This window comes from Streptomyces sp. NPDC059788 (genome assembly GCF_042732265.1).
Taxonomy (GTDB): Bacteria; Actinomycetota; Actinomycetes; order Streptomycetales; family Streptomycetaceae; genus Streptomyces.
The window spans coordinates 12655-30496 of the sequence record NZ_JBHWHY010000080.1; the positions used below are offsets into that span (position 1 = coordinate 12655).

The following is a 17842-nucleotide window of genomic DNA, read 5'->3' on the forward strand; positions in this document are numbered from 1 at the left end:
GCGGCGCCCCCGGTCAGTGCTTGAGGATCTTGGAGAGGAAGTCCTTGGCGCGGTCGCTCTCGGGCGCGGTGAAGAACTCCTCCGGTGTGCGGTCCTCGACGATCCGGCCGTCGGCCATGAAGACGACGCGGTTGGCGGCCGAGCGCGCGAAACCCATCTCATGGGTGACGACGACCATGGTCATGCCCTCCTGCGCGAGCTGCTGCATGACCTCCAGCACCTCGTTGATCATCTCCGGGTCGAGGGCGGAGGTCGGCTCGTCGAAGAGCAGCGCCTGCGGCTCCATGGCGAGGGCGCGGGCGATGGCCACGCGCTGCTGCTGGCCGCCGGAGAGCTGCGCCGGGTACTTGTCGGCGTGCGCGGCCAGGCCCACCCGCTCCAGGAGTTCCCGGGCCCGCCGCTCGGCTTCCTCCTTCTTGCGCCCGCGGACCTTGACCGGCGCGAGCATCACGTTGGCCAGCACGGACTTGTGGGCGAAGAGGTTGAAGGACTGGAAGACCATGCCGACTTCGGCGCGCAGCCTGGCCAGTTCGCGCCCCTCCTCGGGGAGCGGGTGGCCGTCCAGGGTGATGGTGCCGGACTCGATCGGTTCGAGGCGGTTGATGGTGCGGCACAGGGTGGACTTGCCGGACCCGGAGGGCCCGATGACGACCACCACCTCGCCGCGGCCGACGGTGAGATCGATGTCCTGGAGGACATGCAGTTTCCCGTAGTGCTTGTTGACCCCGCGCAACTCGATCAGCGCATCACCGGCCATGTGCAGCCCTGCCCACTTCCATCCGTCCGGTTCCGTCCGTCCAGCCAGGACACCGCAAACTACCCGCACGAAAGCAGTACATTTCCCCTGACACGCTCAGATACCCGGATAAGCCCTGATTACCGGAGAAAACACCCGGACGCCCAGCGCACGGCACGTCCCCGGCGGGCCGCGGACCCGGCACCGCTGCCCTAGGTACACAGAGCCTGCCTGCGTACCTAGCCTGTGCGGCATGGGTGACAACCGACCTGTCTTCCAGCGCATCGCCGACGACCTGCGCCGCCGGATCGACGAGGGTGCCCTCCCCGTCGGCGCGCGGATTCCGTCCCGCTCCGAGCTCAAGCGGACATACGAGGCCAGCGACCAGACCGTGGACCGCGCGGTACGCGTCCTGAAGGCCGCCGGCTACGCGGAAGGCCAGTTCGGGCGCGGCGTGTTCGTTTCCGACCGGGCACCGATAGGGACCCTGCTGCGCTCCACCGGCGCCGTGGACTCCCCGTTCGCCGCCCGGATCGCCCTCGAAGGGTCACCCGACGGCGCGCCGCTGACCTGGGAGGCGTCCTCGACGACGGACGCGGCGTCCGACCGGGTGGCGCGGCGGCTGTGCATCGTGCCGGGCACCGGCGTCATCCGTTCGGTGTACGAGTACCTGGCCAACCGGCAGCCCGTACAACTCGCCACGAGCTGGGAGCCGCTCGCCATCACCGAGGGCACCGACGTCGTCTTCCCGGAGTGCGGGCCCTATGCCCGGCGCGGGGTGCGGGGGCGCATGGCCGCCATCGGAATCCGGGTGGTGCGCGCCGAGGAGCGCGTGGGGTCCCGGCCCGCTTCCAGTTCCGAGGCGGAGGCGCTGGGCTGCTCCCCCGGACAGTGCGTGACGGTCGTGGAGCGCACCCACTTCGACGCGGACGGGCGGGCCGTGGAGACGTCGGACATCGTCGTCCGGGCCGACCGGTGGCGGCTCGCGTACGACATCGGGTTCGTGTAGCCGGGGAGGCCGGGCCGCCGGTCAGCTCTCGGCGGCCTCCGCGTAGAGCTGGCACAGCTCGGGCGCGCCGTTCGCCGCCCAGTCCCGGCCCGCGGTCACCACGTCCACCTCCCGGCCGGACGCCAGCCGGACCACCGGCTCCCCGCCGGGCCACACCTTCCAGGCCGCGCCGGGCACCGTCCGTACCAGCACCGTGCCCAGGTAGCAGCCCGCGTCGTTGCCGAGCCAGGTCACCACCTCGGGGTCGTCGCGCCAGGCGGGCCGCAGCTGGTCCAGCTGCTCCAACGAGTGCGCCGAATCATCCAGTTCCACGCCCTCGGTCTCGGCCTGGGCACGCAGCAGCTCGCACTCCGCCAGGAGCATCGCCGCGCCTTCGGGGTCGTCTTCGACAGCAGGGCTCGCTTCCGGCCGCTTGCGCCACTTGTCCAGGAAAGACAGGTTCATGGGCGTAGCGTCCCACCCGGGCCGGGGCGGTGGCCACAGGCGCGCGGCAGGCCGGTGGCCGGATCGCCGCCTGCGGCCACCGGTTCCGGCCGGTCCGCGTGCTCGTCCTCGTGCCATTCGGAAGGAAGACCGTATGCGCGTACGACTGTGGGGCGTGGTTCTCGCCCCTGCCCTCGGCCTCGCCCTCGTCCCCGCGGCCGAGCCGGCGACGGCGGCACCACCACAACGGACCACCGCCCCGGTGCCGTTGGAGAGACTCTTCGACAACACGGCCGTCAGTGAGCCGTCCGTCCCGGCGTCGGCGGACTTCGACGGCGCGGGCAACTCGCTGTCGGCGCGGGACCTCGCCGCGGCGGGCTGGACGCCGGGGCGGGTGCTGACCGTCGACGCGGCCCGGCTGCGGTGGCCACGCGCCGCCACGGGCCGCCCGGACAACGTACGGGCCGACGGCCAGACGGTACGGCTGAGCGGGCGCGGCGACGCGCTGACGCTGCTCGTGGCGGCGACGGGCGGCACGGCGACCGGGACCGGCACGGTCCACTACCGGGACGGTTCACGCAGCACGTACCGGCTGACCGCGCCGGACTGGCGTACGGGCCCGCTGAGCACGAAGGCGGTGGCGCTGCCGCACATCAACACGCCCGGCGGCCAACGCGCGGAACGGGCTCGGCTGTACGCGGTGGGCGTGCCGGTGGCGCGCGGGCGCGAGGTGGCCGCCGTCGTCCTGCCCGAGGACCCGGGTCCCGGCGCCGACCTGCATGTGTTCGCCGCCGCGGTGCGCGACAACGGCGCTGGCTGGACGAGCAGTTGGGCAGCGGCCACCGGCGGGTACGCGAAGGCCGGGCCGTGGCGCGGCCAGACGCTGCGGCTGGTGGTGCACGCCGGCGCGGGCGGGCCGCGCGTCCGGGTGCGGCTGGCGAACACCTTCGCGTCGGCGCCGGTGCGCTTCGGGGCCGCGAGCGTGGCCGTACAGGCTGCGGGCGGCGGTGCGGCGGCGGCCGGTGCGCCCGTACCGCTGACGTTCGGCGGGCGGCGGAGCGCGCAGATCCCGGCGGGGGCCCAGGCGTACAGCGATCCGCTGGACCTCGCCGTGCCCGCGGGCCGCAACCTGCTGGTCAGCCTCCATCTGCCGGACACGGTGACGGCGGTGCCGGTGCACCGGGAGTCGCGGCAGGTCTCGTACGTCAGCGCGCCGGACGGCGGCGACCGTACGGGTGACGTCGGCGGCGCGTCGTACCCCGGCACGGTGACCGGCTGGCCGTTCCTGACCGGTGTGGAGGTCGCGGGCGGGCCGGGCACGGTCGTGACGCTCGGCGACTCCATCACCGACGGCGCGGGCTCGACGGCGGGCGCGAACCGGCGCTGGCCGGACGTGCTGGCCCGCCGCCTCCAGGCGCAGCACCGGGTGCCGCGCTACGGCGTCGCCAACAGCGGCATCTCGGCGAACCGGGTGGTCACCGACCGCTATCCGGGTGACGGTGTGAGCACCGACACCGGCGGGGTCAGCGCGGTGCACCGGCTGGAGCGGGACGTGCTGGCCCAGCCGTCGGTCCGTACGGTCGTGGTCTTCGAGGGCATCAACGACGTACGGCCCGGGACCCCGGCGCACGAGGTCGTGGCGGGGCTGCGGGCGATCGCCCGGGGCGCGCACGAGCGGGGGCTGCGGGTGGTGGCCGCGACCGTCGCGCCGTGCGAGGGCTTCTCGGACTGCACGGCGGCGGCCGACGCGCGGCGCACCGCCGTGAACGCCGCGATCCGGGCCGGTGGCGCGGACTTCGACGCCGTACTGGACTTCGACGCGGTGCTCCGGGACCCGGGACGCCCGCAGCGGCTACTGCCCGCGTACGACAGCGGAGATCACCTTCACCCGGGCGACGCGGGCCTGCGGGCGCTCGGCGAGTCGGTGGACCTCGGCGCGCTCGTGCCCGCCAAGCCCTGAGCGTCCCGGCGGCACCGGGCCCAGGGGCGCCCCCTGGGCCCGGGGACGGCCCCTGGGCCCAGGGAGGGGTGTGCCCGGGAGCAGGCGGCCCCTGGTCCCTGCGGGCAGACCCGGCTCAGACGTCCAGGTCGACGACCACCGGCGCGTGGTCCGAGGCGCCCTTGCCCTTGCGCTCCTCACGGTCGACATAGGCGTCCGAGACCGCCTTGGCGAACGGCTCGTTGCCGTACACCAGGTCGATGCGCATTCCCTTGTTCTTGGGGAAGCACAGCTGGCGGTAGTCCCAGTAGGTGAAGGGGTGGTCGTACTTCAGGGGGCGGGGCACCACGTCCGACAGGCCGGCCTCGCGCAGGGCGGCCAGGGCGGCGCGCTCGGCGGGCGTGACGTGGGTCATGCCCTCGAAGACGGTGGTGTCCCAGACGTCGTCGTCGGTGGGCGCGACGTTGAAATCGCCGAGGACCGCGAACGGGCGCGGGCCCGCCGCGTCCTCGGCGACGGCCGCCTTCAGCGCCTCGAACCACTGGAGCTTGTAGGCGAAGTGGGCGTGGTCGATCTCGCGGCCATTGGGCACGTACACCGACCAGACGCGGGCCGGGCCGCAGGTCGCCGAGACGGCACGGGGCTCCTGCACCCCCTCGTAGTCCGGGCCGCCGGTCAGCCCGGTGGTCACGTCCTCCAGCCCGACCTTCGACAGCAGCGCCACGCCGTTCCACCGGCCGGTGGCGTTGACGGCGGCTTCGTAGCCGAGCTCGCGCAGCTGGTCGTACGGGAACTGCTCGGCCGAGCACTTGGTCTCCTGGACGCACAGCACGTCCGTGCCGGTGCTCTCCAGCCAGGCCAGCAGCCTCGGGAGGCGGGCGGTGATCGAGTTGACGTTCCAGGTCGCGATGCGCATGTCCGTAAACCTACAGCGGGGGTGTGACAGTCACTTCAAACCGGTGCGGGAACCGGGGGTGAGGCGGGCGTGGTCGGTGCCCGCCAGCTTGTCGATCATGCCGTCGTAGACCGGGCGGGCGTGGTCCTGGAGCAGGCTGTCGTGCACGTCGATGGCGCGGCGCGGCCGGACCTCGCGCACGTAGTCGATGACCTCGGCGATCTTGTTCCACGGCGCGTGCACGGGCAGCAGCAGCGTGTCGACCGTACGGCCCTGGGGGACGGTGAGCGCGTCACCCGGGTGGAAGACGGTGGCGCCGTCGTCCCCGGTGGTGATCAGGTAGCCGACGTTGGTGACGCGCGGAATGTCCGGGTGGATGACGGCGTGCAGCTGGCCGTGCACCTCGATGTCGAAACCGGCGGCGGTGAACGCGTCCCCCTCGCCGACCGTGTGCACCCGCCCGGGAAAGGCCGCGGAGATCTGCCCGGCGACACTGGCGAGGGTCCAGATCTCGGCGCCGCGGTTCGCCTCCATGCCCGCGCGCAGCCGCTCCTCGTCGAAGTGGTCCATGTGCTCGTGGGTGATCAGGATGGCGTCGGCGCCGACCGCCGCGTCCCGCTCGCTGAAGACACCGGGATCGATGACGAGCACCCGCCCGTCCTTCTCCAGCCGGACACAGGCGTGGGTCTTCTTCGTGAGTTCCATGTCCCCATCTTGCCGCGCGGGGCCCTCCGGGGCCGCGGCGGACTCCGGGCGCCCGGCTGTCATCCCTGCGGTGTGGTCTCCTCCTGGATGACCCGCTGCGCCACGGCGAACGCCGCGTTGGCCGCCGGCACACCGCAGTAGACGGCCGTGTGCATCAGGACCTCCTTGATCTCCGTGGGGGTGAGCCCGTTGCGCAGCGCGGCGCGGGTGTGCAGCGCCAGCTCGTCCCGGTGGCCGCGGGCGACCAGCGCGGTGAGCGTGATGATGCTGCGGGTGCGCCGGTCCAGCCCGGGGCGGGTCCACATCTCGCCCCACGCGTAGCGGGTGATGAACTCCTGGAAGTCTTCGGTGAAGTCGTCGGTCGCGTTCTCCACCCGGTCCACGTGCGCGTCGCCGAGCACCTCGCGGCGGACCTTGACGCCCTGCTCGTACGCGCCGCCCCGGACCGCCTCCGGCTGGGCGAGGCCCGACTCGATGGCCGCGGGCGCCACCGGCGGGGGCGGCGGCGCGGGCCCGAGCACCGGCTTGGGCGCGGGGGCGCCGATCGCCACCTGGGTGGTGGTGCCCGCCTTGTCGTGCCAGGCGGTGGTGAAGTGCCGGATGAGCAGTTCGGTGACGGCGGCGGGCTGCTCCACGGGCGCGAGGTGGGAGGTACCGGGTACGAGCGCGAGGCTCGCGTCCGGGATACCGGCCACCAGCGTGCGGGCGTCGGTGGTGGGGGTGACCTGGTCCTCGGAGCCGACGACGACGAGGGTGGGCACCCCGATCCGCTGGAGCGAGGAGCGGACGTCGAAGGAGGCCATCGCCTCACAGGCGGCGATGTAGCAGCCGGGGTCGGTGGTGCGCACCATCTGGACGGCCCACTCGACGATGGCCGGCTGGGCGCCCGCGAAGCCGGCGGTGAACCAGCGCTCGGGCGAGGTGCGGGCGATCGGGTCCAGCCCGTTCGTACGGATCACCACGCCGCGCTGACGCCACGAGTCGGCGGTGCCGTAGCGCGGCGACGAGGAGACCAGGGCCAGCGAGGTGACGCGCTGCGGCCGGGTGAGCGCCAGCTGGGCACCGATCGCGCCGCCGATGGAACAGCCCGCGTACCCGAAGCAGTCCACCCCGAGCGCGTCGAGGGTGGCGACGAGCCGGTCGGCCAGTTCGGCGACGGAGGAGGCCGGGTACGCGGGCGAGCCACCGTGCCCCGGCAGGTCGAACCGGATGACGCGCCAGTGACGGGTCAGCTCGGGTATCTGGCGATCCCACATATGCCAGGTCGTCCCGAGCGACGCACCCAAAACCAGACAAGGTGCGTCTTCCGGCCCGTCGGAGCGGTATTGCAGGGTCTTCACCGTCGTCTCACTCACCCGCTCACGCTCCCACATGTCCTGACGGCGCTTATAGCGGGGGCCTGGCCGTAGCCGTTCGACCAGGTGCAAGACGTCCCGGGATGCATGGCGTTCGAGCCACCCGGAGAGTGGTCGACGCGGACGCACGGCCGCTTGGCACGGCGCGGGCAGCGGCTTCTGCACCGCCCTGGCCGGATTCGCCCCATCGGCGGCAAGCGGAACGCTCCGGCCCGGGGACCTCGATGCCCCTCGGGCCTGCCGTACCGCGATGTGCAGCAAGCCCGCTGCGCTGCCGGAGGGAGCCCGCCCCTTCGTGCCGCTAGGCGAGGCCGGTCTTCCCCGGTGAGCGCGCCCCGGCTCCAGGGCCCGGGGTGAGCCCGCGGAGAGGATTCAGGCGTTCCTCCCCGATCTCGGCACGCAGTGCGGTGTCGGTGACGCCGAGGCCCGGCTCGGGGGCCATGCACAGGACCGCGACCTTGCCGGTGTGGCGGTTGTTCTGTACGAGCCGGCAGGCTTCGGCGACGTCCGCCAGCGGGTAGACGGCCGACATCGTCGGCATTACGGCGCCCGCGCCTATGAGCCGGTTGCACTCCCACGCCTCCTGCAGGTTCGCGGCGTGGCTGCCGATCACCCGCTTGAGCCGCATCCACAGATAGCGGTTGTCGAAGACATGCTGGTAGCCGGTGCTGGAGCCGCAGGTCACGACCGTGCCACCGCGCCGGACCACAAACGTCGAGATTCCGAAAGTGGCCCGTCCGACGTGCTCGAAGACGATGTCGGGGTCACGGCCCACCCGCTGCCTGATGATCCCGCCGAGGCGCCTGCCGATCTCCAGCACACGGTCGGGGTCTTCCGACGGATCGCCCGTCAGCCCGATCTCCGCCCGGTTGACGACGACGTCGCAGCCCAGTCGGCGCAGCACCTCGGCCTTCTCGTCCGAGCTGACCACGCCCACCGGGATGCCGCCGCCGTTCTTCACGAACTGCACGGCGTAGGCGCCGAGGCCGCCGGCGGCGCCCCAGATCAGCACCACGTCCCCCTGCTTCATGCGCGCGCCGCGGTCGCCGACGAGCATCCGGTAGGCGGTGCCCGCGCACAGCGTGTTGGAGGCGGCCTCCTCCCACGTCAGATGGGCGGGCTTGGGCACGAGCTGGCTGGCCCGCACGACGGAGTACTCGGCGAGGCCACCGAAGTTCGTCTCGAAGCCCCAGACCCGCTGCTCCTCGCCGAGCATTCCGTCGGCGTGGGTGGCGGGCTCCTGGTCGTCGACGTAGGAGGGGCTCATCACCACGTGGTCGCCGGGCTGCCAGCGGCGCACGCCCGAGCCGACGCGGACGATGACGCCCGCGCCGTCGGAGCCGACCACCTGGTACGGCAGGTCGTGCCGGGCGGCCCAGCCGCCCTGCTTGGCGAAGTGCCGCAGAAAGCGGAAGGTCGACACCGGCTCGAACATCGCCGACCACACGGAGTTGTAGTTCACCGCGCTGGCCATGACGGCCACCAGGACCTCGTCGGGAGCCAGCTCCGGCATGGGCACGCGGCCCACCCGGAGTGACTTGCGCACGTCTTTGGCGGTGCCCCCGTCGAAGATGTCCTCGTCCTCGGCACGCAGATGAGCGGCCACGTAATCGTCCGGCAACGCATGGCGCTCGATTACGTCCCCGGGCGCCCCGTCGAGCAGGGCTTCGGCCAGCGAACCCATGCCAGTCACCTTTCTCTTCGCGTCCACCGTGGTGCACCGAACGCGCCGCATTTGAGCAGGCCATTCGTCGATCGGATGGCTTCGACGAAGGCTAACCATCCGGAATTCGAGCCGACCATCCCCCTATCCCCCCTGTTGTTTCCGGCAGTTCAGGGGGGCAGGGGTGGGGGTTTGATCAGAGATCGCGGATTGGCCGGCCCGTTCGTCGTGGACGGCGGAAGAGAAGGCGGGGCTCACACCGCGCTGCGGGCGGTCGCCTCCTCATGGATGTTCTGCACCTCCGGCAGATGCTCCTCCGCCCACTTGCACCAGGCCTCCATGGGCTCCAGCAGCGAGAAGCCCAGCGGCGTCAGTTCGTATTCGACGCGCAGCGGCACGCCGGGGTATGTGGTGCGCTTGATGAAGCCGTCGCGTTCGAGGCCGCGCAGCGACTCCGCCAGTACCTTGGGCGTGATGCCCCGCAAAGGAACCTGGAGTTCGGAGAAGCGCCGGCGGCCGGTCTTCAGACAGGCGAGGATCTTCCCGGTCCATTTGTTACCGAACCGGATGTGCAGCGGCACCGGTCCGCATCCGCTGAACATCATCGGGTCAAGTGGCTCGCTCACGTCGGGGGCCTACCTAACTATCGTTGCGGTAACCAAGGTGCCCCATAGTAGCTTCGGCGCATCAGCCGGAGGCAGTGGACCGGCTTCTTCCCACGGAGGATCGGCGATGAGCAAGATAGTGATATTCGGTGCCGGCGGAAATGCCGGGCGGCGCGCCGTCGCGGAGGCCGTCTCCCGCGGCCACCAGGTCACCGCTGTGGTGCGGGACCCCGCCAAGCACCAGGCCCTGGCCGGCGACAACGTGACGCTCGTCGCGGGCGACGTGCTCGACGCCGCGAGCATCGCCCAGGTCGCCGCGGGTCACGACGCCGCCGTCCAGGCCTCCCACCAGCAGGGCGCCGACCCCAAGGAGTTCTTCGGGGGCGCCGCTCGCGCCCTGGTCGAGGGGCTGGGCCAGGCCGGTGTCCGTCGCCTGGTCCTGGTGGGCATCGGCACCACCCTTGAGGTGTCCCCCGGCGTCATGGTCCACGACACCCCCGGCTTCCCCGAGGAGGGCCGGGTGTTCTCCCTCGGCCACGTCGCCGAGCTGGAGGTGCTGCAGGGCGCCGACGCCGACCTCGACTGGGTGGTGATCGCTCCGCCGCCGGTCGTCCTGGACAACGAGGCCGAGCGCACCGGCCAGTACCGCACGGGCGGCGCCCAGATGCTCCCCGCCGAGGAGGGCGCCACCTTCTCGTACGCCGACGTCGCCGTCGCGCTCATCGACGAGATCCAGTCGCCCAAGCACCACCGGCAGCTCGTCGCCATCGGCTGACGGCCGCCGCTCCGCGAATGCGCGGCGGACTCCCCCGGCCGCCGCGCATTCGCGCCGCTCCCGCCGGTTCCCCGTACCGGCGGCACAAGGAAGCGGGCGCCCCTCATCAAGAGGAGCGCCCGCTTTCTTGTGCCGCTCGGCGTCTTCGTGTGCCGCTCACCGTCCGGCGGGGACCGTCTCGCGGCCGGGGTCCGGCTCGTGTGCCGGCTTGGGCTGCTGTGCGTTGATCGCGAAGACGGCGATGAGCGCGCCGACGAGTGCCAGTCCGGCGCTCGCCACGGACGCCACGACGAAACCGTGCACGGAAGCGCTCACCTCGGCGGCCGGATCGCCGTGCCGTGCGGCGAGGTAGCCCGCCGCGGCGCTGAGGGAGATCGTGTTCTGTACGGTCGCGCCCACCGAACCGCCCGCCTGCTGGGCGGTGTTGACGATCGCGGAGACGACACCGGAGTCGCGTGCCTCGGTCACCGACATCACCACCGTCATGGCGGGCACGGTCAGGGTGCCCACCCCGATGCCGAACAGCAGCAGCGCGGGCAGCACCTCGGTCGGGTAGGTGGCGTCCGGCCCCAGCCGGACCAGGCTCAGCAGGCCCAGGCAGAACATCACCAGGCCGGCCGCCATCATCACACCGAGCCGCATCCGGGCCACCAGCCGCCGTGCCACCTGCGTGGAGAAGACGACGGCGGTGCCCACGTAGCCGAGGAAGGCCAGTCCGGTCTTCAGCGGCGAGTAGCCCATCACCGTCTGGAGCTGGTACGTCATGCCCAGCAGCATTCCGAAGGTGCAGAAGGCGGAGATCATCAAGGCCAGGAAGGAGGCCGCACTGTTGCGGTTGGTGAGCACCCTCAGCGGCAGCAGCGGATGGGCCGCGCGCCGCTGCCACAGGATGAAGGCGGTCAGCAGCACCGCCGAGGCGAGCAGCGCCCCGATGATCTGCACCGAGCCCCAGCCGTAGGTGGTGGCCTCGCCCAGACCGTAGATCAGCGCCAGCATGCCCAGTGAGCAGAGCGCGGCACCGGGCAGGTCCAGGCGCGCCCCGGTCCGGCTGCGCGCACCCGCGGTCAGCGTGGTCGCGCCGAGCAGCACGACGACGGCGATGGGCACGTTCACATACAGGCACCAGCGCCAGCCGAGGTAGTCGGTGAGCGCGCCGCCGACGACCAGGCCGATGGCGCCGCCCGACATGGCGCTGGCGGTGTAGACACCGAGCGCCTTGGCACGCTCCCGCGGCTCGGTGAACGTGGTGGTGATCAGGGCGAGGGTGGAGGGGGCGATGAGGGCCGCGAAGACGCCCTGCAGCGCGCGGGCGCTGATGAGCATCGTCGCGCTCGACGCCGCTCCCCCGAGGGCGGACGCCAGGGCGAATCCGGCCACGCCGATGAGCATGGCGCGTTTGCGGCCGATGAGGTCGCCCAGGCGTCCGCCGATCAGGAGCAGCCCGCCGAAGGCCAGGGTGTAGGAGGTCACGGCCCACTGCCGGCCGGTGTCGGAAAGCCCTACGGCAGACTGCATGGACGGCAGGGCGACCGACACGATCGTCGAGTCCAGCGTGATCATCAGCTGGGCGAGCGAGATCAGTGCCAGCGCCACCGTCCGGCTCGTCCGGCCGCCGCCGGAAGGTTTCGGCCCCGTCGGGAGAGCTTCTGTCATCTGTACTTCCTCACGCTGCGACAACTCCGTTCGCACGACCGGGCCGTCGACGGTTGGGCGGCCGGCCGGGGCTCAGTGCGACACGCCGACGAGTTCCCGGTGGTGCCGGGGGCTGTCGGCCTCGTCGACCAGGGCGACCGCGAGGTCGGAGAAGCTGAAGTACGGGCCGTTCCCGGCGTACGGGAAGTCGAACCGGGGGCCGTTGCCGGTGTCGTAAGGGAGCAGCCGGCTGCCGGATACCTGGTAACGGCCGGTGCGCGGGGCCGTGTTGTCCAGCGGGGAGGGCGGCGCGGCCACCACGACCCAGTCGACGGACGTCGTCGTGGTCTTCAGCACGTCGAGTTCGACCGCGCGGCCGAGGTTGAACGGCATGTAGTCGCGGGGGAACTCCGGCTGGTCCATGAAGCGCACACCGGGCGCGGACTCCAGCAGAGTGCCGATGCCGAGGACGACCATCCGGCCGACACCGGCCTTTTCGAGGCCTGCCAGCATGGCGCGGGCCACGGTGCCGTAGAACTGGTCGGCGGGCACGTCGGAGCGGTAGACGGAGACGATCGCGGCATCGTGCCCAGCGGCGACCGCGGCGATGCTCTCCGCGTCGGTGACATCGCCGGCGGCCACCGTCACACCGTTTTTGCCCAGGTCCGGATACTTGGCCGGGTCGCGCACCACGGCGGTGACCTCATGACCACGGGAAACAGCCTCGGCCACCGTGCGGCGCCCGCCGCGTCCGGCCGCACCGAAGACGACGATCCTGCTCATGAGCACTCCGTTCGACAGGGGCCGGGGCGTCCCCGGCCGTCGTCGTCACGCTACTGTCCGGACCTTCGGTTACCGCAACGATAGTTGGGGGGCCGCCCGGCGGTGGCGGGCGGTTTCCTGCCGTCTCACCAGGCGACCTCAAGCCGCAGGGGACCGCGCAGGATGGACCCCTGGCGCCAGGGAACGTGGTCGGCGGGAACGGCGAGACGCAGGCCGGGGAACCGCTTCACCAGTGTCCCGGTGACGACTTGCAGCTCCATCCTGGCCAGTTGCGCGCCGAGGCAGTGGTGGATTCCGAAGCTGAAGCTGACGTGCGGGTTGTGCGAACGCGTGAAGTCGATGCGGTCGGGGTCGGTGAACACGGACGGGTCCCGGTTCGCGGCCACCATCGAGGGCAGCACGGCCTCGCCCGCCCTGACCAGCGTGCCGCCCAGTTCGACGTCCTCGGTGGCCCGGCGGGAGAAGAAGGCGGCGGCGGTGAGCGGGATGTGGCGCAGCAGCTCCTCCACGGCCCCTTCGACGAGCGCCGGCTCGTCCCGCAGCCGGCCGAAGAGGTCGGGGCGGGTGAGCAGGGTGTAGAGGAAGTTCCCTATCTGGTACGCCGTGATCTCGTAGCCCGCGAGCAGCACCGACCAGGCCAGAGAGATCATCTCGCCCTCGGTCAGCCGCTCCTCCGTGTCGTGCGCGGCCACCAGCACCGACAGCAGGTCGTCGGCGGGCTCGCGCCGGCGCGTCTCGACCAGCTGAGCGAGGTAGCCGCGCAACTGGTCGTTGATTTCCGCCAGCTTCTCCGCGCCGACGCCGGACGACGCCGTCGAAGCCAGGACCGCGCTCCACTCGTGGAACCGCTCACGATCCGCGTACGGGACGCCCAGCAGTTCGCACACGACGAGCATCGGCACCGGCAGCGCGAGCGCGTGCATCAGATCCACCGGCTGCCGTTCCCGTTCCACCGCGTCCAGCAGTTCGTCGACAAGCTGCTGGGTCCGGGGCCGGAGGGTCTCGATCCGGCGCGAGGAGAAGGCGCGTGCCACCACCCGGCGCAGCCTGGTGTGGTGCGGCGGGTCCATAGTGGTCAGCGAGTCCGGGCGGTGCACGTACGGCATCACGCGGGGCTCGTCCTCCCCCACCGCGCGCTGACGGCTGAACCGGGGGTCTCCCAGCATGCTCTTGACGTCCTCGTGCCGGGTGACCAGCCAGGCTTGCGTACCGTACGGGAGCTGCACACGGGTGAGGCCCTCCGCCGTACGGGCTCGGGCATAGCCGGGGTCCACCGTCAGCCGGTCGGGCTCGCCGAACGGGTAGTCGGCAGTGCTGCTGGGATCGTCACTCATCGGGCTGCCTCCCGCGGCCGGGTGTCATCGGACACTCGGCAGCTGTCGTGGGGTCGTCGTTGCTGGATGTGCGGTCGGGCGCGGCGGAGCCGGCGCGGCCGGGGGTCAGGCTTCCTCGGGTGCGACCAGTTCACCGGTGGTGGCGTGCCGTACGGTGATCGCCACGGCCGGGCAGGACTCCGCCGCGTCGACCAGGGCGTCGTCCGGTGCGACGGCGCCCTCGTGCACCGCCTGGGAACGTCCGCCGTGCAGCCGGAAGTGCCCGGGGGCCATTCCCACGCACATTCCCGAGGCGATGCAGACGCCTCTGTCGATCTCGACCTCCCAGCGATGGTCGGCCATTTCCTGCTCCTTCCCCTTGCGGTCAGGCTGTCCCCGCGGTGCCCGGAAAAGGCCCGCCCGGCGCGCATGCCGTCGGGCGGGCCGGTTCCCTGCGGCTACTTGCCGAAGACGTCCTTGACGGCGATCTTCCCGTCGCGCATGACGAACATGTCGACGAAGCGCTTCAGCTCCGTGCCGTCGGCGGCGTTCACGGTGGCACTGATGTACACCTTGTCGGCGTCGTCCTGCACGATTTCCGAGTAGTTCACCGAAATACCCTGGCTGTGGAAATCGTGCAGCACGCCGATCTGCTGCACGAGGTAGGCCTCGATCTCGTGACGCTCGTACACTTTGCCGGTGGGGTCGATCCAGACGCCGTCCTCCGTGAAGAGGCTCATGGCCGTCTCCACATCGGAGTCGTGGCTGGCCTTGAAGAACAGGTCGACGATGTCCTTGGACATGATGCTTTACCTCTGTTTCATCGGATAACTGGGACTGACAACGTCAGGACATGCGTACCGGAAGCCGGTCGATGCCCCGGAACTGGGCGCTGTACTTCCACTCGATCTCGTCCTCGGGTACGGCCAACTCCCATACCGGAAAACGTTCGAGCAGCTTACGGAAGACGATGTCGCCCTCCATCCGTGCCAGCGGCGCCCCGATGCAGTGATGAATTCCGTGGCCGAACGAGACATGTGCCTTGTTCGGCCGGGTGACATCGAAGGCATCCGGGTTGTCGAACTTCGCGGCATCGCGGTTCGCGGACAGCAGGGAAATGAAGACGAGTTCGCTCTTCGGGATGGTCACCTCGCCCACTCGGACCGGGCTCGCGGTGTACCGGAGCGTCGACATGTTCAGCGGGCTCTCGAACCGCAGGAACTCCTCGATGGCACCGGGCACCAGCGTCGGGTCACGGCGCAGCAGCCCCTGCTGGCCGGGGTTGGCGAGCAGGGCCAGCACCCCGCTGCTGATCATGTGGGCCGTGGTCTCGTACCCGGCGTTCATCAGCAGGAACGTGGTCGACAGCAGCTCCGGCTCGTCCAGGGCGCTACCGTCGTAGGTCGCTCCGATGAGCGCGGACACCATGTCGTCGCCCGGTTCACGCCGCTTGTCCGCGATCAGTTCCCGCAGATAGCCGAAGGCCATGCCGTGCGCCTCACGCTTCTCCTCGGCGGAGGTCTCCAGGCTGGCCAGCACGCTGTTCCACTTGCGGAAGTCGTCGTGCCGGCTCTGCGGGATGCCGAGCAACTGGCCGATCACATAGATCGGCAGCGCCATGGCGATCTTCTGTACCAGGTCGAACTCCTCGCCCGGCCGTACGGAGTCGAGGAGGGAGTCGACGGTCTCCTCGATCCACGGCCGCAGCTTCTCGACCCGCCGCATGGTGAAGGCGTTGCCGAGTATCCTGCGCAGCCGCGTGTGGTCCGGCGGGTCGCTGAAGAGCATGCTGCGCGGCGTCTGGGCGACCTTCTCCCCTGGATTGACCGCCTGCTCACTCATGATGCGCAGCAGGACCTCGACGTCCTTGGCCAGCCGGGGGTCCGCGAGCAGCGCCCTGGCGTCCTCGTATCCGGTCACCACCCAGGCGTTCAACTCGATGGCCAGGGTTTTCACGACGTGCTTGCGCACCACGCCGTCCCGGCGCATACGCACGTAGCGCGAGTGCGGATCCTGAGCGAAACTCCAGCTCAGCAGATCCACTTCGCTCGCTGTTCCAGACAAGACGGATTCCTTTCCGCGACCCGCGCTCAGGACAGCGCCGACAGCCAAGCCGCAACGGCCTCGGCGGATTCCCCCGAGAATTCATCGATCATGGACACATGAGTGCCGGGAACGACAGTCATGGTGTGCGGCAGCGGCCAGTCGGCGCCCCGGCCGGGAGCCGGGGAAAGCTCGGCGTCGAAACCACTGAATTTCGAAGCCGACAGCAGCAGCGTGGGAGCGTGAATCTCTTGAGGCGCCCAGCCGTCGAACAGGCGGAGGTAATGTCCCATTGCCGCGAGGTTCGCGTCGTCGACCATTTCCACCAGTTCCTGCTTGGTGGCCAGTTCGCGATACAACGCGGTTTGCAGCTTAGCTATTTCACGATCCCCGGGCAAGTAGGTGTCGAGCAGTACGACGCCCGACGGGCTTTTTCCGCGCAGCTCCAGAGAGTGCGCCACCGCGTGCGCCAGCCAACCGCCGGACGAATATCCGACGAGGGCGAACGGACGGTCCCCGGCCGCCCGCGAGACGGCTTCCGCATGGAGGTCCACCGCAGAGTCCAGGGTTTCCGGAAGGAATTCCTTCTCCTCGTAACCGGACGGTACGACGACGGAGAGGTTCCGTACGCCCCGGAAGCCCTCGGCGAACTTCGCGTACTGATAAGCGGTCGCCGGCGCGACCAGCGACGGAACGCAGATCAGCTGCACCTCGCCGGCCCCCTCGCTGAACCGTACGGGCTCTCGCGCCAGGGCCTGCTCCACAGTCCCCAGGCCGCGCTCACGCAGCCGGGCCGCGGCGGCGAGCACGTCGATTCCCTCTTCCGCCCTGCTTGCCGCACACGCCTGCTGGAAGATCGCCCTCAGATGCGAGACCGGCGCGGCGGCGGTCGATGCGGTGGTGGCCGACGTGGCGGGAGCGGGCTCCGGCGCCTCTACGAGCGGTGTCCCGGCGACGGCCAGCGCCCACTGCTCCCCTACGTGTTGGCTGAGCGCGGCCGGGGTGGGGTGGTCGAAGACCGCGGTCGGCGGGAGCCGCAACCCGGTCAGCGCGTTGATACGGGACCGCAGTTCGGAAGCGGTCAGCGAATTGATACCGAGTGCGGCGAATCCCCGATCCGGGTCGCGCCCCTCGGCCGCGTACCCCAGCACCACGTCCAACTCGCCATCGACCAGCTCTTGGACCAGGCTCCGCCGTCCGGCGTCGTCGAGCCGCGCAAACCGGTGGCGGAGATCGTCCGGCGCCGCCGCCTCCTCCTCATGCCCGCCTTCCCGTACGGTCGCCTGGCTGTACCGCCCCGCTACCGCGCCCCCGAGGCCGCGAGCCCCGCCTTGCAGGCTGTCGAGCCAGTAGCGCTGGTGTTGGAAGGCGTAGGTGGGCAGGTCGACCCGGCGGGCCCCGGTGCCGGCGAACACAGCCGCCCAGTCAACAGGAACCCCCCGGACATAGGCCTGCGCCAGAGCCGACAAGAACGCCAGCGGCTCCGCACGGTCGGAGCGCAGCAGGGGGACGGCGGTCATGGCGTCCGGGTGCGAGGCACAGGCCGCCACCAGCGGGGCCAGTACCGCGTCCGGGCCGACCTCGACCACCGTCGAGACGCCCTCCGCCTCCAGCGCCGCCACCGCATCGGCAAACCGCACCGTCGCCCGGGCGTGCGCCACCCAGTACTCCGCCGAAGCCACCTCGTCCCCGGCCACCAGCCGTCCCGAGACCGCCGAGACCAGCGGCATCCGCGGCGCACGGAACACCATCCCCGCCAGCTCCGCACGGAACGCCTCCAGCATCCCGTCCATCAACGGCGAATGAAACGCATGACTGACCCGCAACCGCTTCACCCGCCACCCCAGCCCACGCGCCGCCTCCTCCACCAGCCCCACACCCTCACCCACACCCGACACCACCACCGCACCCGGACCATTAACCGCAGCCAACCCCACCCCCTCCACCAGCAAAGGCACCACATCCC

Annotated in this window: 17 protein-coding genes; 3 read left to right on the plus strand and 14 right to left on the minus strand. The window is 71.0% G+C overall.

Annotated features, from left to right (window positions below; translation table 11 throughout):
- Positions 1 to 13: 13 nt before the first annotated feature.
- A complete protein-coding gene (locus ACFV57_RS40455; RefSeq protein ID WP_385243568.1) occupies positions 14 to 757 on the minus strand; it encodes an amino acid ABC transporter ATP-binding protein in 744 nt (247 codons plus the stop codon).
- 232 nt (positions 758 to 989) lie between these two features.
- On the opposite strand from ACFV57_RS40455, the gene ACFV57_RS40460 reads away from it, so the two are divergent.
- Positions 990 to 1745, plus strand: a complete 756-nt coding sequence (locus ACFV57_RS40460) for a GntR family transcriptional regulator (RefSeq protein ID WP_385243571.1) — start codon at positions 990 to 992, stop codon at positions 1743 to 1745.
- Between the two features lie 21 nt (positions 1746 to 1766).
- Here the strand turns inward: ACFV57_RS40460 and ACFV57_RS40465 are convergent, their stop codons facing one another.
- Complete coding sequence (locus tag ACFV57_RS40465) at positions 1767 to 2189, minus strand: DUF6278 family protein (protein WP_385243573.1); 423 nt, start codon at positions 2187 to 2189, stop codon at positions 1767 to 1769.
- Between the two features lie 133 nt (positions 2190 to 2322).
- Here ACFV57_RS40465 and ACFV57_RS40470 point away from each other — a divergent pair, with 133 nt between their 5' ends.
- Positions 2323 to 4128 (plus strand): GDSL-type esterase/lipase family protein, encoded by a 1806-nt coding sequence (locus ACFV57_RS40470; RefSeq protein ID WP_385243576.1) that lies wholly within the window; start codon positions 2323 to 2325, stop codon positions 4126 to 4128.
- Between the two features lie 115 nt (positions 4129 to 4243).
- On the opposite strand, the gene ACFV57_RS40475 is transcribed toward ACFV57_RS40470, so the two are convergent.
- The 5 genes from ACFV57_RS40475 to ACFV57_RS40495 form a co-directional block, all read right to left on the minus strand.
- The gene (locus ACFV57_RS40475) at positions 4244 to 5023 is read right to left on the minus strand and encodes an exodeoxyribonuclease III (RefSeq protein ID WP_385243579.1); all 780 of its coding nucleotides are present in this window, start codon (positions 5021 to 5023) and stop codon (positions 4244 to 4246) included.
- 30 nt (positions 5024 to 5053) lie between these two features.
- Entirely contained in the window at positions 5054 to 5707 is a 654-nt protein-coding gene (locus ACFV57_RS40480) for an MBL fold metallo-hydrolase (protein ID WP_385243582.1), read from the minus strand.
- Between the two features lie 59 nt (positions 5708 to 5766).
- Entirely contained in the window at positions 5767 to 7062 is a 1296-nt protein-coding gene (pcaC, locus tag ACFV57_RS40485) for a 4-carboxymuconolactone decarboxylase (protein ID WP_385243585.1), read from the minus strand.
- 301 nt (positions 7063 to 7363) lie between these two features.
- Positions 7364 to 8746 (minus strand): crotonyl-CoA carboxylase/reductase, encoded by a 1383-nt coding sequence (ccrA, locus tag ACFV57_RS40490; RefSeq protein WP_385243588.1) that lies wholly within the window; start codon positions 8744 to 8746, stop codon positions 7364 to 7366.
- A 233-nt stretch (positions 8747 to 8979) separates the two neighbouring features.
- Entirely contained in the window at positions 8980 to 9351 is a 372-nt protein-coding gene (locus ACFV57_RS40495; protein ID WP_385243591.1) for a winged helix-turn-helix transcriptional regulator, read from the minus strand.
- 106 nt (positions 9352 to 9457) lie between these two features.
- On the opposite strand from ACFV57_RS40495, the gene ACFV57_RS40500 reads away from it, so the two are divergent.
- On the plus strand, positions 9458 to 10105 hold the full coding sequence (locus ACFV57_RS40500; RefSeq protein ID WP_385243594.1) for an NAD(P)-dependent oxidoreductase: 648 nt from the start codon (positions 9458 to 9460) through the stop codon (positions 10103 to 10105).
- Between the two features lie 156 nt (positions 10106 to 10261).
- Here ACFV57_RS40500 and ACFV57_RS40505 read toward each other — a convergent pair whose 3' ends face one another.
- The 7 genes from ACFV57_RS40505 to ACFV57_RS40535 all read right to left on the minus strand — a co-directional run.
- Positions 10262 to 11758 carry an MFS transporter gene (locus ACFV57_RS40505; RefSeq protein WP_385243596.1) on the minus strand — a complete coding sequence of 499 codons (1497 nt, stop codon included), beginning with the start codon at positions 11756 to 11758 and terminating at the stop codon, positions 10262 to 10264.
- Positions 11759 to 11830: 72 nt separating this feature from the next.
- Complete coding sequence (locus ACFV57_RS40510; protein ID WP_385243598.1) at positions 11831 to 12520, minus strand: NAD(P)-dependent oxidoreductase; 690 nt, start codon at positions 12518 to 12520, stop codon at positions 11831 to 11833.
- A 125-nt stretch (positions 12521 to 12645) separates the two neighbouring features.
- Positions 12646 to 13854 carry a cytochrome P450 gene (locus tag ACFV57_RS40515; RefSeq protein WP_385243601.1) on the minus strand — a complete coding sequence of 403 codons (1209 nt, stop codon included), beginning with the start codon at positions 13852 to 13854 and terminating at the stop codon, positions 12646 to 12648.
- A gap of 105 nt (positions 13855 to 13959) precedes the next feature.
- Positions 13960 to 14196: a ferredoxin gene (locus ACFV57_RS40520; protein WP_385243604.1), complete on the minus strand. Its 237-nt coding sequence runs from the start codon at positions 14194 to 14196 to the stop codon at positions 13960 to 13962.
- Between the two features lie 95 nt (positions 14197 to 14291).
- The gene (locus ACFV57_RS40525) at positions 14292 to 14636 is read right to left on the minus strand and encodes a nuclear transport factor 2 family protein (RefSeq protein WP_385243607.1); all 345 of its coding nucleotides are present in this window, start codon (positions 14634 to 14636) and stop codon (positions 14292 to 14294) included.
- Between the two features lie 43 nt (positions 14637 to 14679).
- The gene (locus ACFV57_RS40530) at positions 14680 to 15897 is read right to left on the minus strand and encodes a cytochrome P450 (protein WP_385243610.1); all 1218 of its coding nucleotides are present in this window, start codon (positions 15895 to 15897) and stop codon (positions 14680 to 14682) included.
- A 26-nt stretch (positions 15898 to 15923) separates the two neighbouring features.
- Positions 15924 to 17842 (minus strand): acyltransferase domain-containing protein (locus ACFV57_RS40535; protein WP_385243613.1); only part of this gene is annotated, 1919 nt, incomplete at its 5' end.

Coding starts and splice junctions, on each gene's coding strand:
- ccrA (WP_385243588.1), bottom strand. CDS start 8,746: ATGGGTTCGCTGGCCGAAGCCCTGCTCGACGGGGCGCCCGGGGACGTA.
- ACFV57_RS40475 (WP_385243579.1), bottom strand. CDS start 5,023: ATGCGCATCGCGACCTGGAACGTCAACTCGATCACCGCCCGCCTCCCG.
- ACFV57_RS40505 (WP_385243596.1), bottom strand. CDS start 11,758: ATGACAGAAGCTCTCCCGACGGGGCCGAAACCTTCCGGCGGCGGCCGG.
- ACFV57_RS40455 (WP_385243568.1), bottom strand. CDS start 757: ATGGCCGGTGATGCGCTGATCGAGTTGCGCGGGGTCAACAAGCACTAC.
- ACFV57_RS40510 (WP_385243598.1), bottom strand. CDS start 12,520: ATGAGCAGGATCGTCGTCTTCGGTGCGGCCGGACGCGGCGGGCGCCGC.
- ACFV57_RS40470 (WP_385243576.1), top strand. CDS start 2,323: ATGCGCGTACGACTGTGGGGCGTGGTTCTCGCCCCTGCCCTCGGCCTC.
- ACFV57_RS40480 (WP_385243582.1), bottom strand. CDS start 5,707: ATGGAACTCACGAAGAAGACCCACGCCTGTGTCCGGCTGGAGAAGGAC.
- ACFV57_RS40520 (WP_385243604.1), bottom strand. CDS start 14,196: ATGGCCGACCATCGCTGGGAGGTCGAGATCGACAGAGGCGTCTGCATC.
- ACFV57_RS40460 (WP_385243571.1), top strand. CDS start 990: ATGGGTGACAACCGACCTGTCTTCCAGCGCATCGCCGACGACCTGCGC.
- ACFV57_RS40515 (WP_385243601.1), bottom strand. CDS start 13,854: ATGAGTGACGATCCCAGCAGCACTGCCGACTACCCGTTCGGCGAGCCC.
- ACFV57_RS40465 (WP_385243573.1), bottom strand. CDS start 2,189: ATGAACCTGTCTTTCCTGGACAAGTGGCGCAAGCGGCCGGAAGCGAGC.
- ACFV57_RS40500 (WP_385243594.1), top strand. CDS start 9,458: ATGAGCAAGATAGTGATATTCGGTGCCGGCGGAAATGCCGGGCGGCGC.
- ACFV57_RS40525 (WP_385243607.1), bottom strand. CDS start 14,636: ATGTCCAAGGACATCGTCGACCTGTTCTTCAAGGCCAGCCACGACTCC.